This is a genomic window from Kitasatospora sp. NPDC004240, assembly GCF_053603215.1.
The window spans coordinates 1-21,085 of record NZ_JBSGFD010000152.1 but is presented as its reverse complement, the minus strand read 5'-3'; the positions used below and the strand labels follow the sequence as shown (position 1 = coordinate 21,085).

The window sequence follows — 21,085 nt, the reverse complement described above, 5'->3', positions numbered from 1 at the left end:
CCGCCCGCTCGGCCGCCCGCTCGGCCGCCCGCTCGCCGGACCGCGCCGCCCGTACGGGGACGGCGGGTGGGGGCGGCCGGTGGGGGCACCGCGTGGTGGGTGCTCGTACGGGGGGCTTGCTCTCGCGGGGCGGTGCGGGTGCTGGCAGCCTGGAGGAAGAGTGCTCGGGCGGGTCGCCCCGTGGGGTGACGCGGTCGCTTTGCGAGGGAGGCCATGCCATGGCGGGCAGTGTGACCGGAGGCGGTCGTCGTACCCGGACCGTGGAGCGCGCGTACGCGGGTGGGTGGACGACGTTCGCCGCGATCATGCTGCTGTTCAACGGTGTGATGGCGGTCCTGCAGGGGATCGCCGCGATCGCGGGTGACGACCTGGTCGTGGTGACCCGGAACTACGCCTACGAGCTGAGTGTCACCGGCTGGGGATGGATCCATCTGGTCCTCGGTGTGCTCCTCGTCGCGGCAGGGACGGCGCTGTTCGGTGGTGGCGGCGCGCTCTGGGCGCGGGTGGTCGGTGTCGTGATGGCCGGGCTCACCATGATCGCCAACTTCCTGTGGCTGCCTCACTATCCGTTCTGGGCGCTGGTGCTGATCGCGCTCGACGGCTTCGTCATCTGGGCCCTGTGCGTGGGCACGACCGAGGAGGTGGGCTGAGGCCGTGCGCCCGATGCCCGGGTGGGCCCGTTCGTCGGGTGGTCATTCCTCGGGTGGTCAGGAGGCCTCCGGGGCGAGCAGGTCGTGCTGGTGGGCGATGCGCTCGATCTCGGCGGGGGTGCCGGCCATGATGGTCCGCAGGTGTTCGGTGATGAGCTCGACCGGCCAGTTCCACCAGGCGGCGCGCAGCAGGCGGTCGGTGTCGGCGTCGTCGTAGCGGCGGCGGATCGGGCGGGCGGGGTTGCCGCCGACGATGGTGTACGGCGGGACGTCGGCGGTGACGACCGAGCCGGCGGCGATCACGGCGCCGTCGCCGATGGTGACGCCGGGCATGACGACGCTCTGGTAGCCGAACCAGACGTCGTTGCCGATGACGGTGTCGCCGCGGCTGGGGATGGAGGTGGCGATGTCCAGGGTCCGCTCGGTCCAGGTGCCGCCGAACATGGTGAAGGGGAACGTGGAGACGCCCATCGTGGGGTGGTCGGCGCCGGCCATCAGGAAGCGGGTGCCGGAGGCGATCGCGCAGAACCGGCCGATGATCAGGCGCTCGGGGCCGTAGCCGTAGAGGACGTTGCGCTGCTCGAAGGCCGTGGCGTGCTCGGGGTCGTCGAAGTAGGTGTACTCGCCGACCTCGATGCGCGGGTCGGTGATCAGGTTGCGGAGCAGGACGACGCGGTCGTGGCCGGGCAGAGGGTGCAGCGTGGTGTGGGCCGGGATGACGTCGGCGGTGTCGGTGGTGGCCTGGGTGATGGCGTTGGCGTTGGCGGGGGTGTCGGCGGTCATGGTGGTCCTGTCGTCGAGGAGTGGGGTGGGGCTCTTTCGAGTGCTAACGCGATGTCCGTCGCGTTAAGATGGATCATGTCAGGATCGACCGCTGCCACGCAAGTCTTAACGCGACTGGAGTCGACTTTGTCTGAGTCAGCCACACCCGGAGCCGCCACCCCGTCTCCCGCCACCCCGTCTCCCGCCACCCCTGCACCCGGCACCGCCGCCGTGCGGCCCGGAGGCCGTAGCGCCCGGGTGCGGGCCGATGTCGTGCGGGCCACCCTCACCGAGGTGGCCGAGCAGGGCTACGACCGGTTGACGGTGGAGGCGGTCGCCGCCCGCTCCGGCGTGCACAAGGCGACGTTGTACCGGCGCTGGGGCGGGGTGGACGGTCTGGTTGCGGACGCGCTGGCCTCCTCCGCCGACCAGCCGTGGACCGCGCCCGACACGGGTGACCTCGGCGAGGACCTGCGGCAGATCGCCCACGAGGTGTACGCGGTGTTCACCGATCCCGAGCTGGGCGCCGCGCCGACGGCGATCATCTCGGCGGCCCTGCGCTCCGACCTGGGGGCGCAGGCCCTGCGGGCGTTCTTCGACACCCGCCACCGGCAGGCGGCCGTGGTCGTCGAACGTGCCGTCGGGCGGGGGGACGTCCCGCCCGGCACCGACGCCGGCGAGGTCGTGCGCGCGGCGACCGCGCCGCTGTACCACCGCCTGTTCGTCACCCGTGAACCCCTGAGCGAGGTCCACGCCCACCGTGCGGCGGCCGTCGCGGCGCTGGCCGCCCGCGCCGGCCTGTTCACCATCACCGCCACCTGACCGCGGGCCCCCGGCGCCGGCGGGCTCGTGCCCGGCCGGAGGGCTCGCACAGCGACGACCTCGCGCCCCGGGCCGTCGCCGGGGGGCGGTGGGGTCTCGCCCGCCGTCCGGTCGGTCGTCCGTTCGGTCAACCGCCGGACTCCAGGGTGTCCTTGGCCACCAGGACGTCGCCGGACCAGCAGAGCCGGTAGAGGTCGGCCTCGTTCAACAGGTCGCGACCGGAACGGTAGAACTCGCAGCTGGTTCCTGGTGGTCGGGGCGAGGACCGGGCCCGGTCGGGCGGGTACCGGAAGGCGTGGTCCGGGAGGAGGTGGGCGAGCGCGGCGCGGGAGCGCCCGGGCTCCAGTTCGTCGAACCGGGACGGCGGCAGCACGCCCGTCGTCAGCTGCCAGGCCAGGTAGACCGCGGCCGGGAGGAAGAACGCCGCCGCGGCGACCGGGGCCGCGAAGGCGGCGGCGGCCCGGCGGCGCGCGGCCCGCCGCACCTCGGCCAGCCGTCCGGCGGACTCGGGTGCGGTGCCGGGGTCTGCCGCCCGTACCGCGGCACGCACCTGGTGCGGGAGGACGGCGGTGACCCGGAAGCCACCCTGGTGCGGAGCGGTGTGCAGGGTGCCGCCGAGCACCGTCACCCGCTCCCGCAGACCGGTCAGTCCTCTGCCGCCGGCGTCGGCCGGCCGCCGCGCGGCCGGTCCGTCCTTCACCGCGGCCGGTGCGCCCTTCGGCGCGGCCGTGTTCACGACGCTCACCCGGGTGCGGTCGGCCTCGTGGTGGATCCCCACCGCGACCCGGCCGCCCGGTGCGTGCTTGGTGGCATTGGTGAGCGCCTCCTGCACCACCCGGTACATCCCGCGTTCGACCAGTGGCGGCAGTGCGGGCTCCTCGCCGTGTCGCTCCCAGTGGACCGGCACCCCGGAGGCGACGGCCCGGCCGAGGAGGTCCTCGACGGTGTCCTCGGCGGCCGGGCCGGCCGGGTCCGGTGCCCGAGGCCCGTGCAGGACGGCGACGGTCTGCCGCAGGTGCTCGACCGCGTCCGCGATCGTGCCGCGGAGCTCGGCGAGGTCGGCGCGGTCGCGGTCGGTGAGGTCCGGGGAGAGCTCCAGGGCGCCCGCGCGCAGGGCGACGAGACTCAGGACGTGGCCGAGCGAGTCGTGCATGTCGGCCGCGATGCCGGCCCGTTCGGTGAGCCGGGCCCGGTCGGCGACGAGGTGCTGCCGCTCCTCCAGGCTCCGGGCCAACCGCCATCCCTCCCGGACGAGTTCACGCCGGCCGCGCCAGTGGCGTCCGGCCAGCCAGGGGAGCAGGAGAGCGGCGGGCAGCACCGTCAGGGCGTAGAACCACCATACGGCGGGCGCCTCCAGTACGGCGCAGCTCACGAGATCGACGACGAGGCATCCGGCCAGCACCGCCAGCGGGCCCGGAGCCCCGGCGACCCTGACCCCGAGCAGGTAGCTGAGCGCGGCCACCGACAGGACCTGGGCGTTGGCCGGGGTCGCGGAGCCGGTCAGACCCAGTGTGCACAGCCCGTTGGCGAGGAGCACCGCGGCCCCCGGACGGCTGCGGGACAGCGGCACGACCCCCGCCAGCACGACCAGCGGAAGCAGCAGGTCCGCCACCGGCCGGGCCGCGCCCGCGTCCCGGAACCCGAGCGCGGTCGCGGCGGCGAGCACGGCCCACAGCGCCCCGTCGACGAGCACGGACCTGGTCGGGGGAATGCGCGGGTACCGCATGGTGCGTCGATGTCCTTCCGGTCGGTGTCGCGGGGCACTCGGAGCGATTCTGCGGGACGGCGTCGGGTGCCCACCGGGCGGCGGGCCCTCGCGGCGCATCCGGGAGAGGAGCGACGCGGTGTCAGGCGTCCCGGCGGCGCAGCACGTACAGGCCGATCGCGTTGGACGCCGCGGCCCATCCCGCGACGACGAGGACCGCCGTCACTGCCGGGTACGGGGCGTCGTCGCCGACGCGCATGAGGTGGTCGCCCGCGCCGTACGGCAGACGGTCGTTCACGGCTGCGAGCATGTCGCCGCCGAGCCCCACGAGGACGCTCGGCAGCGCCCACAGCAGCGTGGCGAGCGCCGACAGGGCACCGGCGGCATGCCGGGCGGCGAAGGCCACCCCGACGGTGAGGACGGCGACGAGTGCCTGGTAGAGCCCGACCGCGAGGACCTGTGCGACGGTGGTACCGGTGTCGAAGGTGGCCCGCCCGTCGAACGCGCCCCAGGCGATGGCCGTGCCCACCGCGGCGAACGCGGCGCCGGCGAGGAACGCGACCGCACCGGTGACCAATGCCTTCGCCGCCTGGACCCGGAGCCGACGTGGCACCCAAAGCAACGAGGCCCGCACGGTGCCCGTGGAGTACTCGCCGCTCACCGCGACCGTCGCCAGGACGACGACGGCGAACTGCGTGACGACCGCGGAGGCCGCCGCCGCGTTCCCGACCGGTTGCGGCGGCCGCTCGTTGATACGGGCGATCGACGCGAAGTAGAAGGTGAACATACAGGTGAGCGCCAGTCCCGCCAGCAGACAGAGGGAGGGGCCCCGGACGGACCACAGCTTCGTCCACTCGGCGGCGAGCGCCCCGGCGAACCCGCCGCGCAGCCGCCCGCCCGTCAGGTCGTGCGGGGCCCGCGGCGGGGCCGTCCGCCCGCCGGAGGCCGTCGTCGTGGTCACGGCCGTCCCCCTTCGCCGGTGCCGCCCGTCGCGTACTCGACGCTGCGCGCGGTCAGATTCATGTACGCCTGCTCCAACGACACCTGGACATCGCTCAAGGCGTGCAGCCGGATCCCGCAGTGGTGGGCGAGGTCGCCGACCTCCGCCGCGGTCCGGCCCGCGACGGTGACCCCGCCGTCGGCCTCCATCTCGACCCGGACGCCGTCGAGCGTCATCAGGCGGCGGACCAGGGCGGAGCGCTGCTCGGGGTCGGGCGCCGAGGCGCGGGCCGACACGGGCGAGGCGGCGGCCAGGAACTCCGCCATCGATGTATCGCTCAGCAGCCTGCCGCGTCCGATGACGATCAGGTGGTCGGCCGTCAGCTGCATCTCGCTCATCAGGTGGCTGGAGAGGAACACGGTGCGCCCCTGCGCCGCCTGGTCGCGCACGAGGCGGCGGATCCACCGCACACCGTCCGGGTCGAGGCCGTTCACCGGTTCGTCCAGGATCAGCACGGCCGGGTCGCCGAGCAGTGCGCCCGCGACCCCGAGCCGCCCGCTCATGCCCAAGGAATACGTACCGGCCTTCCGGCGGGCCGCCTTGGCCAGACCCACCGTCTCCAGCACCTCGTCCACCCGGCGCACCGGGATCCCGTTGGTCCGGGCCTGGGCGATCAGGTGCGCGCGCCCCGAGCGGGCGGGGTGGACGGCCCGGGCGTCCAGCATCGCGCCGACCGCCCGCAGTGGACGGCGCAGGTCGGCGTACGGTCGGCCGGCGATCAGGGCCCGGCCGCGGGTGGGGTGGTCGAGTCCCAGGAGCATGCGCATCGTCGTGGACTTCCCGGCCCCGTTGGGCCCGAGGAAGCCGGTCACCCGGCCGGCCCGGACGTCGAACGTGAGGTCGTCCACGGCGAGGGTGGCGCCGTAATGTTTCGTCAGGCCCCGGATACTGATCACGGAAGCTCCTTCGCGGTCGGTCGGACGTCCGGCGCACGGGATGCCGGGCGCGGCGTACGGGAGGGGGCGGGACCGCCCGCTTTCCTCCACGGCAGCGACGCTACGAGCGCGGGGCTACGGTGCCCATTGGTCGAAAGGCATGATGTCACCCGTCTTTCGTCGGGGGAGCCGTCCGCCCCGGGGCCGATCCGTGGCACGGCCGGCCGGACCGGCGGTTTCACCGTCGTAGGCTCGCGGTGTGGAGGAGACGAAACCGAACAGCCGTCCCGTCAGGGTCCTGGTGGCCGACGACGAGGCGATGGTCCGGGCCGGCGTGCGGGCCATCCTGGCCCGGGACCCGCAGATCGACGTGGTCGCCGAGGCGGGTGACGGGCACGCCGCCCTCGACCTCGCCCTCCGGCACCGGCCGGACGTGGTCCTGCTGGACATCCAGATGCCCGGCCTCGACGGCCTGACGGCCGTGGCGCGGTTCCGCCGGGACCTGCCGGCGGTCGGTGTGATCATGTTGACGACCTTCGGCCAGGACGACTACATCACCCGGGCGCTGGAGGAGGGTGCCGACGGCTTCCTCCTCAAGGCGGACGACCCGAGGGAACTCCTCAACGGGGTGCGGGCGGTGGGCGCCGGCGGTGCCTACCTGTCCCCACGGGTCGCCGGCCGGGTCATCGCCGGCCTGCGCGCCCACCGGTCGGCCCATCCCCACCGGTCCCTGGACCGGCTGACGGAACGCGAGCGCGACGTGCTGGCCGGCCTCGGCGTCGGACTCTCCAACGCCGAGATCGCCGGCCGCCTGCACCTCGTGGAGGGCACGGTGAAGGCGCACGTCAGCGCGGTGCTGACGAAACTGGGCGCACGCAACCGCGTGGAGGCCGCCATAGCCGCGCACGAGGCCGGCCTGATCCCGCCCGGCCTGATCCCGCCCGGCCGGGGCTGAACGGGCGGGGCTGAACGGCCGGGTGGCCTCGGTCCCGGCACCCCGGCGGACCATCGCGGGCGGCGTCGGCCGGCGAATGGCGTCCGGCCGTACACTGCCCGCAGCGGTCGCGCCGGCCCCGGACCCGTCACGCGGACCCGTCGCGCCCCGCCCGTTCCCCCTCCACATGCCGAACCGCGCCACCACTGCTCCACTGGTGAGGAGTGGGGGTCACGGACGAAGGAAGTAGCCATGGGCATGATGGACCGGCTCAAGCACATGCTGAAGGGCCACGAGGAAGAGGCGTCCAAGGGCGTCGACCGCGCGGGCGACGCCGTCGACGAGCGGACCCAGGGCAAGTACAGCGGTCACGTCGACACCGTTCAGGACAAGCTCAAGGACCAGCTCGGACAGGACCAGGGACCGGGGACCGACCCCCACGCATGAGGTGGGCGCAACCCACCCCCGGACGCGCGGTCCCGTGGGCCGGTCCGCGGGGCACCGGGAGATCCGGGGCCCCGCGGACCGGACCGGGCCCTGCTGCCGCCCTTCGTGTGCTGATGGCGGCGCGTGCCCGGCGGGTTGCCGGGTCCGGTCGGGGGCCGCCGGGGAGGATCGCCTCGGCGGCGGTCCACCGGCCTGACCGCGGAGCCCCTGCGGGCGCCCGCCGGACCCGTCCCGCCTCCTTCGACGACACCCCGCCACTGCCACCGCGGAGGGCCAAACGACACGGATCAGCCGCGAGACCATCCTGAGGGCGGTGACCTTCTGGCTCCGCCCGGCGTTCGCACTGCGCGTGGTCGGCCGGTTCCAGCGGCTCGTGGGCTTCGACCGCTCGATGGCCCTGGCCTCCTCCGCGCTGACCGCCCTGGTGCCCCTGGCCATCCTCTGCGGCGGCCTGCTGGTCCAGCTGGGTGGCAGGGACATCGCCGAACGCATCATCGACCGCTACGGCCTCACCGCGGACAGCGCCGAGGCCGTGCGCGACATCCTCTCCTCGTCGGGCACATCGGGCGCGGTGGGGCTCTTCGGGGCCGCGTTCCTCATCGTCTCGGTGCTGAGCTTCGCGCGGGCCTCCCAGAGGCTCTTCGAGCAGGGCTGGGAGCTGCAGCCGCTGAGCGTCCGCAACACGGTGAACGGCCTGAAGTGGATCGCGCTGCTGGCCGTGTACGCCGCACTGAGCGGCCTGCTCCACGCCGCTCTCGGCCGCAGGCCCCTGGAACTGGGCGCGGCCCTCGTGCAGGCGCCCCTGACGGCGGCCTTCCTCATCTGGAGCGGGCGGCTCCTGTCCGCCGGCCGGATCCCCAGGATCGGCCTCGTGCCGTTCGGGTTCATCGGGGCGACCGCGCTGACCGGCTACTCCGTGGCCATGAGCGTTTACCTGCCCCGTCTCTTCAGCTCCTACACGAACCGCTACGGTGCGATCGGGGCGGTCTTCGCCATGCTCTCCGCCCTGTTCGGCGCCATGCTCGCGACCGTGGCCTCCGCGGCGCTGGGCCGGGAGGTGCAGGACGAGCTCGACAGGATCGGCCGCGGCGAGCGCCCGCCGGACAACGAGGTCCGCGACGAATGGGACACCGTGCTCCGCCAGGCGCGCTCACGCTGGCAGACCACCCGCGGCCCGAGCGTCCTGGGCCGCCTGAAGAGGAAACGCTGAGCACCCGGCGGCCGCCCGCGCCGATCAGCGGGGCGAGGAACCGTCCGGGTGCGCACGACGTCGGAATGGGCGATGCGGGACGGACGGTGGGGGCGGGTATGAAGCGGTTCGCGAAAAGCGTGGCAGGGCAGTTCACGATCTCGGCGGTGGCCTGTCTGGTGCTCTTCGCCGTGGCATGGGTGCTCCCGGCCTGGGTGCTGGGTGAGCTCCTCGACGGATCGTCACCCCTCCAGAAGTGAGCCGCACCTCGTCGGCCCCGGCGCGGGCGAGGACAAGGGCGCGGGCGAGGACGACGGCGCGGGCGAGGACGACGGTTGGGTGCACCGCCCGTCCCACTGGCCCCGGGCGGACGGCCGGGCACCCGAGCCGGGACCGAACCCCTGGTTCAGGCTTCCCCGACTGCCACCGGTCGGCTGAACCGCGGCCCGCCCGGGTACACCCGGGCGCGCACCCCGGCCGGCGGCGGAGGAATCAGCGCGTGACCACCATCGCGCCCGCCCGATTGCCGTAGCGTGAGCGGCGACGAAGTGGAGGACCCCTGTGAGCGTTCAGCCGGAACACCTTCCCGCTCCGCCGCCGTCCCCGGCCCCCCGCGCCGCCGCCCGGCTGCTCTCCCGTATCCGCGCGCAGGAGGACGCGGACCGCGGGAACCGGTGGCTGCGGGCGTTCGAGCGGGACTGGGCCAAGGCCCTGGACGATTCACGCCAGACCTACGACCTGACGCCCCTTCACGAGGTCGTCCGTACGTGGCAGGCGCGGCTGGACAGCGCTCCCGCCGTGGACGCCTTCGTCGCCGGTGGCATGGACGACGAGGACGGCACCGATCTGGGGCAGTTCTTCGGGGCGTGATCGGGTCCGTCTCGCCGAACGCCCCTTCCCGCCGGGCCGGTTGCCTGGGGGCCGGGGCTCGGCGCGCGCGTCAGCATTGGGGGATGTGGAGGGCGAGGCCGCCGTGTGCGGTCTCCTTGTACTTGGCGTTCATGTCGGCTCCGGTGTCGCGCAGGGTGCGGATGGCCGCAGCGGTGAGCAGAAACCGGACGGTGGCGCCGCCGCCGCCGCCGTCGTCGAGGCGCGGCGCGGCGCGAAGCGGTGGTAGTGGTGCAGGACGGCGGGGATGATGCCGGCGGCGCCGTCGTGGCCGAGCGCGGTGAAGGTCAGGGCGTTGGGGTGGGTGGGCAGGACGCGGTCGGGCTGGAGGATCAGGGTGTGCCGGACGGGGTGCGGTGATCCGGGCTCAGCCTCCCGGCCGTACCCGTGGGACCGGGCGGCCGCGGCTCGCGGCCGCGATGGTGGTCCGCCGGGGGTGAGGGGGTGCCGGCGCGCAGGGCCAGGAGCTCCGGTGCGAGCACCGCGATCGTTCGGCCGGTGACCGTGACCAGGCCCTCGCGGCGCATCCGGGAGAGCAGACGGTTGACGGTCACCCGGGTGGTCCCCAGGAGGTCCGCCAGATCCTGTTGGGTGCCGGGTAGTTGGACCTCCCCCCGGGCGGAGGCCGCGGCCCGCGTCAGCAACCAGGCCGCCAGTCTGGCCTCGACGGGAAGCGTGGCGGCGTCGGTGAACCGTTCCTGCTGCTGCCGGGCCTGGGCGGCGAGGAGTCGCAGGACGTGTCGGCGTACCGCCGGGACGTCGTCGATCAGCTCCTCGAACCGGGTGCGTGGGAGGGCCCGCACCGTGCAGGTGGTGATGGCGGTGAGGGTGGCCGTGTGCCCGCGGCCGTCGAGGACGGCGACCTTGTCGAGGGCACAGGGCCCGGTCCACTCGCCGAAACGGACCACCCGCCCGGCGGCCGTGGTGGCGGTGGCGGACACCCTGCCCCGCAGCAGGAGCAGGAGATGCCCGGCCCGGTCGCCCGCGCCGCACAGCACCTCGCGCGCCTGAAGGGTTCTGGGGTGCGACGCGGACCACAGGTCCCGCAGCCGCTCCTCGGGGAGCGCGGCCAGCAGTGGTACGGCGGCCAGTGACCGCCACGGCGCCGCTGTAGCGGTTGATACTGACCTCGTCACCGTCCGACCGTACCGTCGGCGCATGATGATTCTCGAACTGGCCTTCACCCCTTGCCCCGAGAGGCTCGCCGCCCGGCCGGCGCACCGCGCGTCGCTCGCCCGGCTCCACGAGGAGGGGCGTCTGCTCGCGGCCGGCCCTTGGGCGGACGACACCGGCGCGCTGTTGGTGTTCGCCGTCGGACCGGCGGAGCTGGACCGCATCGTGGACGCCGACCCGTACTACCGCACGCCCGGTGTGGAGGTCGTGGGCGTCAGGGAGTGGGTGCCGGTGGTCGGGCCCGGCAGCTGATCACGACACCGGGGTCGAGGCGGTGAGGGTTGGGCGGGATTTGCGGAGAAGGCCTCGGTTTGGTCAAGAGGGTCGGTGAGGGCTGGGAGATCTTGGTAGCAGCCGGTGTGGATCTTGGTTCGGGATTGGATGGCCCAAGACCTACCGGCGAGTACGTGTCACTATGCCCCGCAATGCGGCCCCCGGCGTGCGGTGCCGGGATGCGGGCGCGACCGTGCTGTCACCGGTTCGCCCCGGATTCGGCCGCCATGACGGGGAGGAACGCGCATGGCCGACGAGAACCTGCCGGAGCTGTTGTGCCGCCTGGGGCTGACGCGCGGGGAGGCGGAGGCGTACGTGGCGCTGCTGGCCACCGGGCCCGATGACGAGACGCACCCGGCCGGGGACCCGCTGGGGGAGGACACCGCCGGCGAGGACGGGGTGCGGGAGGACGTGGCCGGCGAGGGCGGGGTACGGGAGGATCCCGAGGTGGAGCGGCACCTCGCGCACCTGCGCAGACTGGGCCTGGTCACCGTGTCGGAGACCGCGGGGCGGCGCAACGTACCGGTGGAGCCCACGGTGGCGCTGGAGTTCCTGGCGCACCGGCGGACCGCCGAATTGCGTGAGGCACAGCAGGCGGCCGCCAACGCCTACCGCTCCTACCGTCGTTCGGTCAGTCCGCATCCGACGGAGAACCTGGTCGAGGTCGTCACCGGCGCGGCCATCGTCGAGCGGATCGAGACGATCGAGGAGGCCGCCGAGACCGAGGTGCTGCGGTTCGACTCGCCGCCGTACCACACCCACGGCGGTGCGAACCCGATCGAGATCGAGAACCTGCGCCAGGGTGTGGAGTACCGGGTCGTCTACTCCCGCTCCGCCGTCCAGAACGTGGCGTACTACGCCGTGAACATCCAGCCGTCCATCGCTGCGGGGGAGCAGGCCCGGATCCTGCCGACCGTCCCGGTGAAGCTGACGGTCTTCGACCGCCGGCTGGCGATCGTGTCGATGTCCTTCGTCGAGGCGGAGGTCAACGACTCGATGCTGCTGGTCCACCCGTCGAGTCTGCTGTCCGCGCTCACGGGGCTGTTCGAGACGTCGTGGCGCGCCGCCCTGCCGATGCACCTGGGGGAGCGGGTGCCGCCGGCGCTCAGCCCGATCCACCGACGCATCGTCGAGCTGCTGGCCACCGGGGTCACCGACGACACCATCGCCGAGCTCCTGGGCGTCAGCCGACGCACCCTCTCGCGGCACCTGGAGCAGCTCAACTGCCGTGCCGGATCGGTCACCCGCTTCCAGATGGCGCTGCACGCCGTGCGCAACGGCTGGATCTGACCGGGCCCGATCCGGCCGGTGGGGGCGGGTCGCGGCGGCCCGGGAGGGGCGTGCGGGCGAGGTGCGAACGCCCCTCACCGGCCGTATGCGACCTTCATGGCCAGATCGCGCCACTGGCGGTAAGTGGCTCCTGCCGTGATTTTCTGACGGTACTTCTATTGTCCTGGCCGCCACCGGAATTGGGTCCAAGCCTCGGATCGTGGACCCGTCCCGGTGTCCCCACCCGGCCGGGGGGACCGGTCCGCCTCGTGCGGTCCGGTCCCCGACCCCACACAGGAGACATCCATGAGCGCGAGACGCACCGCCCCCGCCGCCGGCACCGTCGGCACCACCAGGGCGGACGTACGAGCCCGCGCCACGTGTTCGTCGCCCGGGCAGAACGGCGGAGGTCCGACATGAGCGCCTCGATGAGGAGCCCGCGGCCGGACCATGGCGGCGACGGTCACCCGGCAGTGACGGATCGCCACATCGCCGGGATGCCACCGCTGTTCGGGGTCGAGCGCGGCGGACGGGGTTCAGCGGCCCACACCCGCTGAACCGTCCGCACCGCCCGGCCAGGACCACCCGGCGCCGCGCCACACCCTCCGCGGCCGCCGTCCGGTGCTGCGCCGTCCCGTGGCACCTGGTTCCTGGCGCGCGGTGACCGCGGCCTCGTCCGTGCCGAGCCCCACCGGCGACCCGAGGCCGCGGACCGCGCCCGTACCCGCGCGCCCGTCGGCGGCGACAACCCCTCTGCCCCGCACCGCCGGGCACACCCGGTACCCCTCACCCGTGTGCCCGCCGGCCGTCCCACCCGCGTGCCGCCGACCGGCCCGGATCCCGCTCCCCGGCGGATCCGCCCGGACACCCGACGCCCCTCACGTGCGCCGTCGGTGCGTCACGCGTCCCACCGCTTCATCCCCGAAACCGGCGAAACCTCGCCGCATTCCTCCAAGGGAGTCCCCTTGTCCCCGAACCGTGCACGTCGCCATGCCCGCAGGCCGAAGCTGCCCACCGTGGCCATCGCCTCCACCGTCGCCGCCGCCGCGGTGGCCGTGGTGGTCATCGGCCCGGCGAACGCCGGCGAGCGGGCCGCCGGCCAGGCCCCCACGGCGGGTGAGCCGATAGCCGGCCGCTACCTGGTGGTGTTCAAGGACGCCGCCGTCCCCGCCCCGGACACCGCGCAGGCCGCACCGGCTGCGCAGGCCGCCCAGGGCGCACCGGCCGAGGACACGGCGTCCGCGTCCCTCGCCCGTCGGCTGGCGGGCACCCACGGCGGCACCGTCCGTACCGTCTTCGACACCGCCCTGCACGGATACGCCGCCGAGATGACGCCCGACCAGGCCCGGCGGGTCGCGGCCGACCCGGCGGTCGCCTCCGTGGAACAGGACGCCACCCACCACCTGGACGCGGCGCCCGGGTCCGAATCCGATGCCGCAGCGGCGGCCGCCTCGGTGGCCGGCTGGGGCCTGGACCGCATCGACCAGCGCAACCTGCCGCTGGACAACGCCTACGCGGCGCCCAACACCGGCGCGGGCGTCACCGTCTACCTGGTGGACAGCGGACTGCGCACCACGCACAGCCAGTTCGCCGGTCGCGCCGCCATCGGGGTGGACCTGGTGGGCGACGGGCGGGCGGGCGCCGACTGCATCGGCCACGGCACCCACGTCGCGGGCACCGTCGGCGGCAAGGACTACGGCGTGGCCAAGGGCGCGAAGCTGGTCTCGGTCCGGGTCACACCGTGCAACGACAGCATCCCCACCTCCGCGATCATCTCCGCCGCGGACTGGGTCACCAAGCACGCCGTCAAGCCCGCCGTGGTCAACATGAGCATCAACGGCGGCGTCAGCGCCGCCGAGGACAAGGCGATCCGCGCCTCCATCGCCTCCGGCGTCACCTGGGTGGTCTCCTCCGGCAACAAGGGCGCCGACGCGTGCAAGAACTCGCCCGGAGACATCGCCGAGGCCATCGTCGTGAACAACTCCGCCTCCGACGACCAGCGGCGCCCGGACTCCAACTGGGGCGCGTGCACCGACCTGTTCGCCCCCGGCACCGCCATCACCTCCACCTGGCACACCGGTGACAACGCCACCCGCAGCCTGACCGGCACCTCGATGGCCGCCCCGCACGTCGCCGGCGCCGCCGCCCTCTACCTGTCGGCCCACCCCAGGGCCACGCCCGCCCAGGTCCAGGACGCGCTGATCAAGGCCGCCACCCCCGGCAAGATCGGCAAGCCCGGCAGCAACACCCCCAACCGGCTCCTGTATGTCAAGGGCCTGGGCGACAACCCCACCAGGTGAGCGCCCACCCGCCGGGACTCCCGGCGCGGCCCGGCGCGACGGCACGACCCGCGGCGCCGACGGCCAGGTCACCCCCCGGCCCGGGTTCCTTCCCACCCCGTCCGTACCGGCGGCCGCCGCACCGACGCCGCCCCGGGTACCGGACCACTCCCACTCCCCGACACAGGAGACACACATGTCCAGCGACAACCCCACCGACGCCAACACCCCCGCCACCCCCGGCCGGCACCGCCGCCCCCGCAAGAAGATCGCCCTCGCCGTCGCCGTGCCCACCGCCCTGGCCGCCGGCCTCGCCACCACCCTGACCGGCGTCGGCTCCGCCTCCGCGTCGGTGGCCGTCCCGAAACCCGACCACATCGTCGTGGTCGTGATGGAGAACCACGCCTACAACCAGGTCATGGGCGCCAAGGACGCCCCGTACATCAACTCCCTCGGTCAGGGCGGCGCCACCCTCAAGGCCTCCTACGGCATCACCCACCCCAGCCAGCCCAACTACTTCGCCCTCTTCTCCGGCGGCACCCAGGGCATCACCGGCGACGGCTGCTTCAAGCCCGGCACCAACACCGCCCCCAACCTCGCCTCCGAACTGATCGCCGCCGGCAAGACCTGGGGCAGCTACAACGAATCCCTGCCCAGCGAGGGCTCCACCACCTGTAAGAGCGGCAAGTACGCCCAGAAGCACAACCCCTGGTTCGCGTTCAAGAACGTCCCCGCCGACACGGGCCACACCATGACCCAGTTCCCCACCGACTTCGCCAAGCTCCCCAAGGTCTCCTTCGTCGTCCCCAACCTCTGCAGCGACATGCACGACTGCTCGGTCGGCACCGGCGACGGCTGGATCAAGAAGAACCTCGGGGCCTACGCCGCCTGGGCCAAGACCCACAACAGCCTCCTCGTCGTCACCTTCGACGAGGACAACCGGCACAGCGGCAACCAGATCCCCACCGTCCTGTACGGACAGCCCGTCAAGGCCGGTTCCGTCTCGACCACCAAGTACAACCACTACGACATGCTCCGCACCCTCGAGGACCTCGCCGGCCTCACCACCCACGCCGGCAAGGCCGCCAGCGCCTCCGACATCGCGGGCATCTGGAACTAAGCGCCATGTACCTCGCGGACAGCCGACGTACCGCGCCGTCCGCCGCCGCCCCGGCCCCTGGGCCGGGGCGGTCCGCGCGGATCGCCCCCACCGTCTTCGCCCTCGGCACGGTCAGCCTCATCACCGACGTCTCCTCCGAGATGGTCACCGCCGTCCTGCCGCTCTACCTCCTCACCGTCCTCCACGTCTCCCCCCTCGGCCTCGGCGTCCTGGACGGCCTCTTCAACGGCGCCTCCGCCACCCTGCGCCTGATCGGCGGCTTCCTCGCCGACCGCGGCGGCGGACGCCACAAGGCCGTCGCCGCCACCGGCTACGGCCTCTCCGCCCTCTGCCGTCCCGCGCTCCTGATCGTGCGCACCACCCCCCTCATCGGCCTCGTCCTCGCCACCGACCGCATCGGCAAGGGACTGCGCACCGCACCCCGCGACGCCATGATCTCCCTCGCCACCCCACCCGAACACCGCGCCCGCGCCTTCGGCGTCCACCGCGCCATGGACACCGCCGGCGCACTCGCCGGCCCCCTGATCGCGTTCCTCATCCTGCGCGCCGCCCCCGGCGGCTTCCACGCCGTCTTCACCGTCAGCTCCTACATCGCCGCCCTCGGCGTCCTCGTCCTCCTCCTCTTCGTCCCCGGCCGCGCCCTACGCCCCACACCCGCCGGCCCCACCGCCACGCGGATGCGCCTGCGTGAACTGCTACGCCTGCCGGCCCTGCGCCGCATCACCGGGTGCGCAGCCCTGCTCGGCCTGGCCACGGTCAGCGACTCCTTCCTGTACCTACTGCTGCAACGCCGACTCGAACTCTCCGCCGGCTGGTTCCCCCTCCTGCCCCTGGGCACCGCCACCGTCTACCTGCTGCTCGCCGTCCCCCTCGGCGCCCTCGCCGACCGGATCGGGCGCCGGCGCATGTTCGTCCTCGGCCACGCCGCCCTGCTCGCCGCCTACGGCCTGCTCCTCGCGTGCCCCGTCGGCGGCGGTACGGGACCGGCCGCCGTGATCCTCGGCCTGCACGGCCTCTTCTACGCCGCCACCGACGGCATCCTCGCCGCCGCGGCGGCCGGCGCCGTCCCCGAAGAGCGCCGCGGCGCGGGCCTCGCCCTCGTCGGCTCCGGCCAGGGCGCCGGACGCTTCGCGTGTTCGCTCCTCCTCGGCGCGCTGTGGAACCGCTGGGGCGAGACCGCGGCCCTGGCCACCATGACCGCAGCCCTCACCCTCGCCCTCGCCCTCGCCCCCCGCCTGCTGGGCCGTCTCACCGATGACCCGGGACGTGCGCCGGCCGCGTGACCACCTCGCCCCGCCCGCCCGCTTGCTTCCCTTGATGCCGAAGAACCCAGAGGATCCCGAATGACATTCGCCCGCCGTCTGCTCGTCCTGTTCGCCGTCGCCGCCGTTCTCGTCGCGGCCGGCGTCCGGACCGTCCTGCGCGCCGACGAACACCCGGGTGACGGGCCTCCGTCCCGGACGGGCGCCGTCAGCCTGGGACCGCACACCGATGGGCCGCGCCTGGTGTTCCGCAGCATGACCTGGGGCGACCAGCGCGACCACATCGCCGCCGTCCCGCTCGCCGACCCCAAGGCCACCCGTACCGTCTCGGCGCCGGCCTGCCTGCGCTTCCACGCCGCCGCCGGCACCGGGATCTGTCTGCAGGCCGTCCACGGCGTCCTAGAGGACACCTACCGCGCCGTCGTCCTCGACGCCGACCTCAAGGAGCAACGCCACCACGACCTCGCCGGCATCCCCACCCGAACCCGCGTCTCGCCCTCGGGGCACCTCGCCGCCTGGACCGTCTTCGTCGGCGGCGACTCCTACGCCGGTACCGACTTCTCCACCCGCACCACCATCCTCGACACCCGCACCGGAGCCCTCCAGGAGAACCTGGAGAGCTACGCCGTCACCCTCGACGGCCGGCCCCACCAGGCCGCCGACACCAACATCTGGGGCGTCACCTTCGCCGACGACCAGCACTTCTACGCCACCCTCGCCAGCGGCGGCCGGACCTGGCTGGTCGCCGGCGACGCCGTCGCACACACCCTCACCACCCTGCACGGCAACGTCGAATGCCCCTCCCTGTCACCCGACGGCACCCGCATCGCCTACAAGAAGCGCGTCCCCGGACTGTCCGAGGACGCCCCCTGGCAGCTGTACGTCCTCGATCTGAAGAACATGGCCGAGACCCGGACCACCGAACAGCGCTCCTTCGACGACCAGGCGCTATGGGTCGACGACCACACCGTCGCCTACTCCCTGCCCAGTGACGACGGCAGCGACCTGTGGAGCGTTCCCGCCGACGGCACCGGCACCCCCACCGTCCTCGTCGCCGCCGCCCTCGCCCCCGCCGTCATCCGCTGACCGCACCCCACCGGCCCACCCGGGCCCGCGCCGCGCGAGCACCCGCGGCGCGGGCCGGGCCTCGTTCCCTCCTTCGTTCGAGTGACCGCGGGTTGGCCCCCCACCCCGAATGGGCAGGCACTGCCGCATGACGACGACTCCGCCCACCCCCACCACCGTCCGCCGCCCCCAGCGCCGCACCGGGGCCGCCCTGCCCGGCCCCCGGCCGCCCGCCCCCGCCCGCCCGCGCACCAGGTGCTGCCGCACCTGGTCCAGCGAACACCTCTCCCCGGGCGGCACCGTCGTCCGCACCACCTGGCACGAACCCGCCTGCCGAACCCCGGGCCGATGACGCGGGGAGCCGTCCGCGAAGGCACGACCTCACAGCGCCGGTCCACAGAGCCCGACTCCTACCCGGCATCCGGGTGGGACGGGTTCCAGAGACGGTCGGCCTCGCCACGGGCGAGGTGTTCCTCGTAGATCCGCACCTTGTACCGCATCACGTCCAGGGTCCCCTGCAACTCCCGGATCTGCGCCTCCACATGCGCCTGGTGGCTGCGCAGCAGCTCAAGCCGTTCGTGCTCGTTACCCGTGCCCTGGCGGGCCAGCTCGATGTACCGCCGGATCATCGCCAAGGACATGCCGGAGGACCGCAGCCTCGTGCAGATCGCCAGCCACTCCAGATCCTCCTCGTGATAGACACGGCGGCCGTTGGACAGACGGCGTACCGGGTTGGCGAACAGGCCCTCCCGCTCGTAGAACCGCAACGCGTGCACGCTCAGCCCACTGCGCTGCGCCACCTCACCGATGCTCAGGTCCATCAGTGCCCCTCCGTTCCACAGCTGTTGATCTAGACCCGACTCTAGGACCTAGCGTCGAGCCGTCGATCCATCGGAACAGGAGAGAACATGAGCGTTTGGTTCGTCACCGGGGCATCGCGGGGGCTCGGCGCGGAGATCACCCGGGAAGCACTGGAGCGGGGACACGGCGTGATCGCCACGGCGAGGGACGCGTCGGCGGTGCTCAAGGCCTACCCGAACCTGCCGGACGGCCTGCTGGCGGTGACCGCGGACGTGACCGAACCGCAGCAGTTGACGGCCGCCGTGGAGGCCGGGCTGGCCAGGTTCGGCCGGATCGACGTCGTGGCCAACAACGCCGGTTACGGCCTCCTCGGCGCGATCGAGGAGGTGTCGGACGAGGCCGCTCGGTCACTGTTCGACGTCAACGTGTTCGGCGTGCTCAACACCTTGCGGGCGACCCTGCCGACCCTGCGTGCCCAGCGATCCGGACACGTCCTGAACATCGGCTCCGTGGGCGGCTTCGCCACCGCGCCGGCGACGGGTCTGTACGGCGCGTCGAAGTTCGCCCTCGAAGGCATCTCCGAAGCGCTGCACGGCGAACTGGCCCCCCTCGGCGTCCGCGTCACGATCATCGAGCCGGGCGGCTTCCGCACGGACTTCCTGAGCCACTCCAGTTTCAGGACCGAGCCGGCCACCATCGCCGACTACGCCGCGGGCGCGGGACCGGTACGCGAGGCCCTGGCCCACTTCGACGGCCGCCAGCCGGGCGACCCGGCGAAGGCCGCCGAGGCGATCGTCGACCTCACCGAGGCCACCGAGCCCCCACTGCGCCTCCAGCTGGGCGCGGACGCGGTCGAGCGCGTCGAGGCGAAGCTGGACCTGGTCCGGCGCGAACTGGACCAGTGGCGCCACGTGGCCCTCTCCACCTCCCTCTGATCGATGCCCCCCCACCCTGCGCCCCGACGGGCGGAGGGCGGGGGGCTCAGGCGGGTTCGATGACGACCACCGGGATCTCCCGGTCCGTCCTCGCCTGGTACTCGTCGTACGCCGGCCCGTCCCCGCTCGGGCACGGGGCCGTCACGTACGGATGGCTTTCGAAAGGCGTTCGACAGTGGGAGGTCGTCGCTATACGATCACTCGGCCGACCGCCGCGAAATCGCAGGCGGGGCCCACACTCGTTCAGATCCCGGGGGACCGTTGAAGATCCGTCGTTCGCTCGCCGCTGCCGTTTTCCTCGCCACGGCAGCGGCACCCGTCGCACTGGGGGCGACCCCGGCGCTCGCCGACACCGCCCCGACGGGGCAGGAACAGACCGACCCGGCCGACGCGAAGACGGACGAGGAGAACCGGGCCGCCATCGAGAAGCTGCTCGTCTACCCGAACGACTACCTGGTCACGGCCCCGAGCAGGTACCTCCGCGAGCACGCGGCGAAGGCGCTCGCCGGCACCCCGGAGGACCGGGCGCGCTTCCTGGCGTCGGAGGTCGACCGGATCCGCCGGGACGACGCGCGGATCGCGATCCTGCAGCTGATGAACGTCGGTGGTCCGGCCGTGCAGAAGGCCGGCGAGGCCGCGTTCCAGTCGAACGACCTCGCGGTGTTCCGCGCCTTCCTGACCACCGGTCAGCACGTGGCCCGCGCGGAGGACGAGAACCGGGCCGAGCTCCGGCGGATCCTCGCCGATCCGAGCACCGGCCCGGGTGTGCGCGAGGGCGCGGAGAAGGCGCTCACGGGCACCGCCGCCGAGGTCGAGCACTTCCTCAAGGTGGGCATCAAGAACCCGGCCGAGCACGACGACCGGGTTCTGCTGATGCAGATCCTGAGCCGCGGTGGCCCCGCGGTGCAGAAGGCCGCCAACACGGCGATGAACGGCACCCACGAGGACGTCCGTGCCTTCCTCAGGACCGGCCAGCACATCGCGCGGGCCGAGGACGAGAACCGCGCGGAGGTCCAGCGCATCGTCAACGACCCGAGCACCCGCCGGCACGTCCGCGAGGCGGCCGAGAAGGCGCTGGCCGGTACCGCCGCGGACCTCGAGCGTTTCCTGAAGTCGGAGCTGGAGCCGCTGCGGGCGAGTGACGACCGGATCCACGTCTCCCAGCTCGTCGAGGCCGGCGGACCCGAGGTCCAGAAGGCCGGCAACGCCGCCCTCGACGGCACCATCGCGGACGTCCGGGCCTTCCTGAAGGAGGGACAGTTCACGGCTCGCGCCAAGGACCAGGCGGCCGCGAAGGCCGCTGCCGAGGCCGCGCGAAACACCGCGGGCACCGCATCGACGGGCACCGGCGTGGTCGCCGCCTCCACCGTCACCGGCACGACGGCCACCACGTCCGCGGTCACCGGCACCGTGGACGCCCCGCGCGTCGGCGGCACGCTGGCCGCCACCGGCTCGACCACCCCGCATGCCGACCTCGCCGCCCTCGCCGGCGCGGCCGTCGTGCTGGGCGCCGGCGCGGTCGCCGCGTCGCGCCGCCGCTCGCAGGCCTGATCGGCCGCCTTCGGCGTACCCGGCCCTCACCACGGGGGCCACAGCCCTGCCCGGCCCCGCGAGCCACCGCGTCCGAACGGACGCG

22 protein-coding genes are annotated in these 21,085 nt (G+C 73.6%); 15 read left to right on the top strand and 7 right to left on the bottom strand.

Annotated features, from left to right (window positions below; translation table 11 throughout):
- Positions 1 to 218: 218 nt before the first annotated feature.
- Positions 219 to 650: a DUF7144 family membrane protein gene (locus ACWEQL_RS31205; protein WP_452153708.1), complete on the top strand. Its 432-nt coding sequence runs from the start codon at positions 219 to 221 to the stop codon at positions 648 to 650.
- 57 nt (positions 651 to 707) lie between these two features.
- Here the strand turns inward: ACWEQL_RS31205 and ACWEQL_RS31200 are convergent, their stop codons facing one another.
- Positions 708 to 1,433, bottom strand: coding sequence for a CatB-related O-acetyltransferase (locus tag ACWEQL_RS31200; protein ID WP_452153707.1), 726 nt, complete (start codon positions 1,431 to 1,433; stop codon positions 708 to 710).
- A gap of 237 nt (positions 1,434 to 1,670) precedes the next feature.
- Between ACWEQL_RS31200 and ACWEQL_RS31195 the strand changes: the two genes are divergently transcribed.
- Positions 1,671 to 2,234 carry a TetR/AcrR family transcriptional regulator gene (locus ACWEQL_RS31195; protein ID WP_452153706.1) on the top strand — a complete coding sequence of 188 codons (564 nt, stop codon included), beginning with the start codon at positions 1,671 to 1,673 and terminating at the stop codon, positions 2,232 to 2,234.
- A gap of 127 nt (positions 2,235 to 2,361) precedes the next feature.
- Here ACWEQL_RS31195 and ACWEQL_RS31190 read toward each other — a convergent pair whose 3' ends face one another.
- From ACWEQL_RS31190 to ACWEQL_RS31180, 3 genes are all read right to left on the bottom strand, one after another.
- On the bottom strand, positions 2,362 to 3,960 hold the full coding sequence (locus tag ACWEQL_RS31190) for a sensor histidine kinase (protein ID WP_452153705.1): 1,599 nt from the start codon (positions 3,958 to 3,960) through the stop codon (positions 2,362 to 2,364).
- Between the two features lie 121 nt (positions 3,961 to 4,081).
- Positions 4,082 to 4,900: an ABC transporter permease gene (locus ACWEQL_RS31185; RefSeq protein WP_452153704.1), complete on the bottom strand. Its 819-nt coding sequence runs from the start codon at positions 4,898 to 4,900 to the stop codon at positions 4,082 to 4,084.
- Positions 4,897 to 5,835 carry an ABC transporter ATP-binding protein gene (locus tag ACWEQL_RS31180; RefSeq protein ID WP_452153703.1) on the bottom strand — a complete coding sequence of 313 codons (939 nt, stop codon included), beginning with the start codon at positions 5,833 to 5,835 and terminating at the stop codon, positions 4,897 to 4,899. The genes ACWEQL_RS31185 and ACWEQL_RS31180 overlap by 4 nt, the downstream gene beginning before the upstream one ends.
- Positions 5,836 to 6,073: 238 nt before the next feature.
- On the opposite strand from ACWEQL_RS31180, the gene ACWEQL_RS31175 reads away from it, so the two are divergent.
- The 4 genes from ACWEQL_RS31175 to ACWEQL_RS31160 all read left to right on the top strand — a co-directional run bounded on the left by ACWEQL_RS31175 (position 6,074) and on the right by ACWEQL_RS31160 (position 9,254).
- Positions 6,074 to 6,769, top strand: a complete 696-nt coding sequence (locus ACWEQL_RS31175) for a response regulator (RefSeq protein ID WP_452153702.1) — start codon at positions 6,074 to 6,076, stop codon at positions 6,767 to 6,769.
- Between the two features lie 231 nt (positions 6,770 to 7,000).
- The gene (locus ACWEQL_RS31170; protein ID WP_452153701.1) at positions 7,001 to 7,195 is read left to right on the top strand and encodes an antitoxin; all 195 of its coding nucleotides are present in this window, start codon (positions 7,001 to 7,003) and stop codon (positions 7,193 to 7,195) included.
- Between the two features lie 313 nt (positions 7,196 to 7,508).
- Positions 7,509 to 8,405 (top strand): YhjD/YihY/BrkB family envelope integrity protein, encoded by an 897-nt coding sequence (locus ACWEQL_RS31165; RefSeq protein WP_452153700.1) that lies wholly within the window; start codon positions 7,509 to 7,511, stop codon positions 8,403 to 8,405.
- A gap of 540 nt (positions 8,406 to 8,945) precedes the next feature.
- Positions 8,946 to 9,254: a DUF6247 family protein gene (locus ACWEQL_RS31160; RefSeq protein WP_452153699.1), complete on the top strand. Its 309-nt coding sequence runs from the start codon at positions 8,946 to 8,948 to the stop codon at positions 9,252 to 9,254.
- A 350-nt stretch (positions 9,255 to 9,604) separates the two neighbouring features.
- Here the strand turns inward: ACWEQL_RS31160 and ACWEQL_RS31155 are convergent, their stop codons facing one another.
- Entirely contained in the window at positions 9,605 to 10,408 is an 804-nt protein-coding gene (locus tag ACWEQL_RS31155; protein ID WP_452153698.1) for a Crp/Fnr family transcriptional regulator, read from the bottom strand.
- 22 nt (positions 10,409 to 10,430) lie between these two features.
- Between ACWEQL_RS31155 and ACWEQL_RS31150 the strand changes: the two genes are divergently transcribed.
- From ACWEQL_RS31150 to ACWEQL_RS31120, 7 genes are all read left to right on the top strand, one after another.
- Positions 10,431 to 10,697, top strand: coding sequence for a YciI family protein (locus tag ACWEQL_RS31150; RefSeq protein WP_452153697.1), 267 nt, complete (start codon positions 10,431 to 10,433; stop codon positions 10,695 to 10,697).
- 267 nt (positions 10,698 to 10,964) lie between these two features.
- Positions 10,965 to 12,008, top strand: coding sequence for a helix-turn-helix domain-containing protein (locus ACWEQL_RS31145; protein WP_452153696.1), 1,044 nt, complete (start codon positions 10,965 to 10,967; stop codon positions 12,006 to 12,008).
- A gap of 995 nt (positions 12,009 to 13,003) precedes the next feature.
- Positions 13,004 to 14,287, top strand: a complete 1,284-nt coding sequence (locus tag ACWEQL_RS31140; protein WP_452153695.1) for a S8 family peptidase — start codon at positions 13,004 to 13,006, stop codon at positions 14,285 to 14,287.
- Positions 14,288 to 14,462: 175 nt separating this feature from the next.
- A complete protein-coding gene (locus tag ACWEQL_RS31135; RefSeq protein ID WP_452153694.1) occupies positions 14,463 to 15,386 on the top strand; it encodes an alkaline phosphatase family protein in 924 nt (307 codons plus the stop codon).
- Positions 15,387 to 15,391: 5 nt separating this feature from the next.
- Positions 15,392 to 16,669 carry an MFS transporter gene (locus ACWEQL_RS31130; RefSeq protein ID WP_452153693.1) on the top strand — a complete coding sequence of 426 codons (1,278 nt, stop codon included), beginning with the start codon at positions 15,392 to 15,394 and terminating at the stop codon, positions 16,667 to 16,669.
- 60 nt (positions 16,670 to 16,729) lie between these two features.
- Positions 16,730 to 17,734, top strand: coding sequence for a TolB-like translocation protein (locus ACWEQL_RS31125; RefSeq protein WP_452153692.1), 1,005 nt, complete (start codon positions 16,730 to 16,732; stop codon positions 17,732 to 17,734).
- Between the two features lie 127 nt (positions 17,735 to 17,861).
- A complete protein-coding gene (locus ACWEQL_RS31120) occupies positions 17,862 to 18,065 on the top strand; it encodes a hypothetical protein (protein ID WP_452153691.1) in 204 nt (67 codons plus the stop codon).
- Positions 18,066 to 18,123: 58 nt separating this feature from the next.
- Here the strand turns inward: ACWEQL_RS31120 and ACWEQL_RS31115 are convergent, their stop codons facing one another.
- A complete protein-coding gene (locus ACWEQL_RS31115; protein WP_452153690.1) occupies positions 18,124 to 18,534 on the bottom strand; it encodes a MerR family transcriptional regulator in 411 nt (136 codons plus the stop codon).
- A gap of 87 nt (positions 18,535 to 18,621) precedes the next feature.
- On the opposite strand from ACWEQL_RS31115, the gene ACWEQL_RS31110 reads away from it, so the two are divergent.
- On the top strand, positions 18,622 to 19,449 hold the full coding sequence (locus ACWEQL_RS31110; RefSeq protein ID WP_452153689.1) for an oxidoreductase: 828 nt from the start codon (positions 18,622 to 18,624) through the stop codon (positions 19,447 to 19,449).
- A gap of 46 nt (positions 19,450 to 19,495) precedes the next feature.
- Here ACWEQL_RS31110 and ACWEQL_RS31105 read toward each other — a convergent pair whose 3' ends face one another.
- Positions 19,496 to 19,594 (bottom strand): nitroreductase/quinone reductase family protein, encoded by a 99-nt coding sequence (locus ACWEQL_RS31105; RefSeq protein ID WP_452153688.1) that lies wholly within the window; start codon positions 19,592 to 19,594, stop codon positions 19,496 to 19,498.
- A gap of 116 nt (positions 19,595 to 19,710) precedes the next feature.
- Between ACWEQL_RS31105 and ACWEQL_RS31100 the strand changes: the two genes are divergently transcribed.
- Positions 19,711 to 21,000, top strand: coding sequence for an ALF repeat-containing protein (locus ACWEQL_RS31100; RefSeq protein ID WP_452153687.1), 1,290 nt, complete (start codon positions 19,711 to 19,713; stop codon positions 20,998 to 21,000).
- The last annotated feature ends 85 nt before the right edge of the window (positions 21,001 to 21,085 follow it).

Bases quoted from the DNA above. Each gene is read 5' to 3' on its own strand.
- ACWEQL_RS31205 (WP_452153708.1), top strand. From the start codon at position 219: ATGGCGGGCAGTGTGACCGGAGGCGGTCGTCGTACCCGGACCGTGGAG.
- ACWEQL_RS31200 (WP_452153707.1), bottom strand. From the start codon at position 1,433: ATGACCGCCGACACCCCCGCCAACGCCAACGCCATCACCCAGGCCACC.
- ACWEQL_RS31190 (WP_452153705.1), bottom strand. From the start codon at position 3,960: ATGCGGTACCCGCGCATTCCCCCGACCAGGTCCGTGCTCGTCGACGGG.
- ACWEQL_RS31170 (WP_452153701.1), top strand. From the start codon at position 7,001: ATGGGCATGATGGACCGGCTCAAGCACATGCTGAAGGGCCACGAGGAA.
- ACWEQL_RS31150 (WP_452153697.1), top strand. From the start codon at position 10,431: ATGATGATTCTCGAACTGGCCTTCACCCCTTGCCCCGAGAGGCTCGCC.
- ACWEQL_RS31145 (WP_452153696.1), top strand. From the start codon at position 10,965: ATGGCCGACGAGAACCTGCCGGAGCTGTTGTGCCGCCTGGGGCTGACG.
- ACWEQL_RS31135 (WP_452153694.1), top strand. From the start codon at position 14,463: ATGTCCAGCGACAACCCCACCGACGCCAACACCCCCGCCACCCCCGGC.
- ACWEQL_RS31130 (WP_452153693.1), top strand. From the start codon at position 15,392: ATGTACCTCGCGGACAGCCGACGTACCGCGCCGTCCGCCGCCGCCCCG.
- ACWEQL_RS31125 (WP_452153692.1), top strand. From the start codon at position 16,730: ATGACATTCGCCCGCCGTCTGCTCGTCCTGTTCGCCGTCGCCGCCGTT.
- ACWEQL_RS31120 (WP_452153691.1), top strand. From the start codon at position 17,862: ATGACGACGACTCCGCCCACCCCCACCACCGTCCGCCGCCCCCAGCGC.
- ACWEQL_RS31115 (WP_452153690.1), bottom strand. From the start codon at position 18,534: ATGGACCTGAGCATCGGTGAGGTGGCGCAGCGCAGTGGGCTGAGCGTG.
- ACWEQL_RS31110 (WP_452153689.1), top strand. From the start codon at position 18,622: ATGAGCGTTTGGTTCGTCACCGGGGCATCGCGGGGGCTCGGCGCGGAG.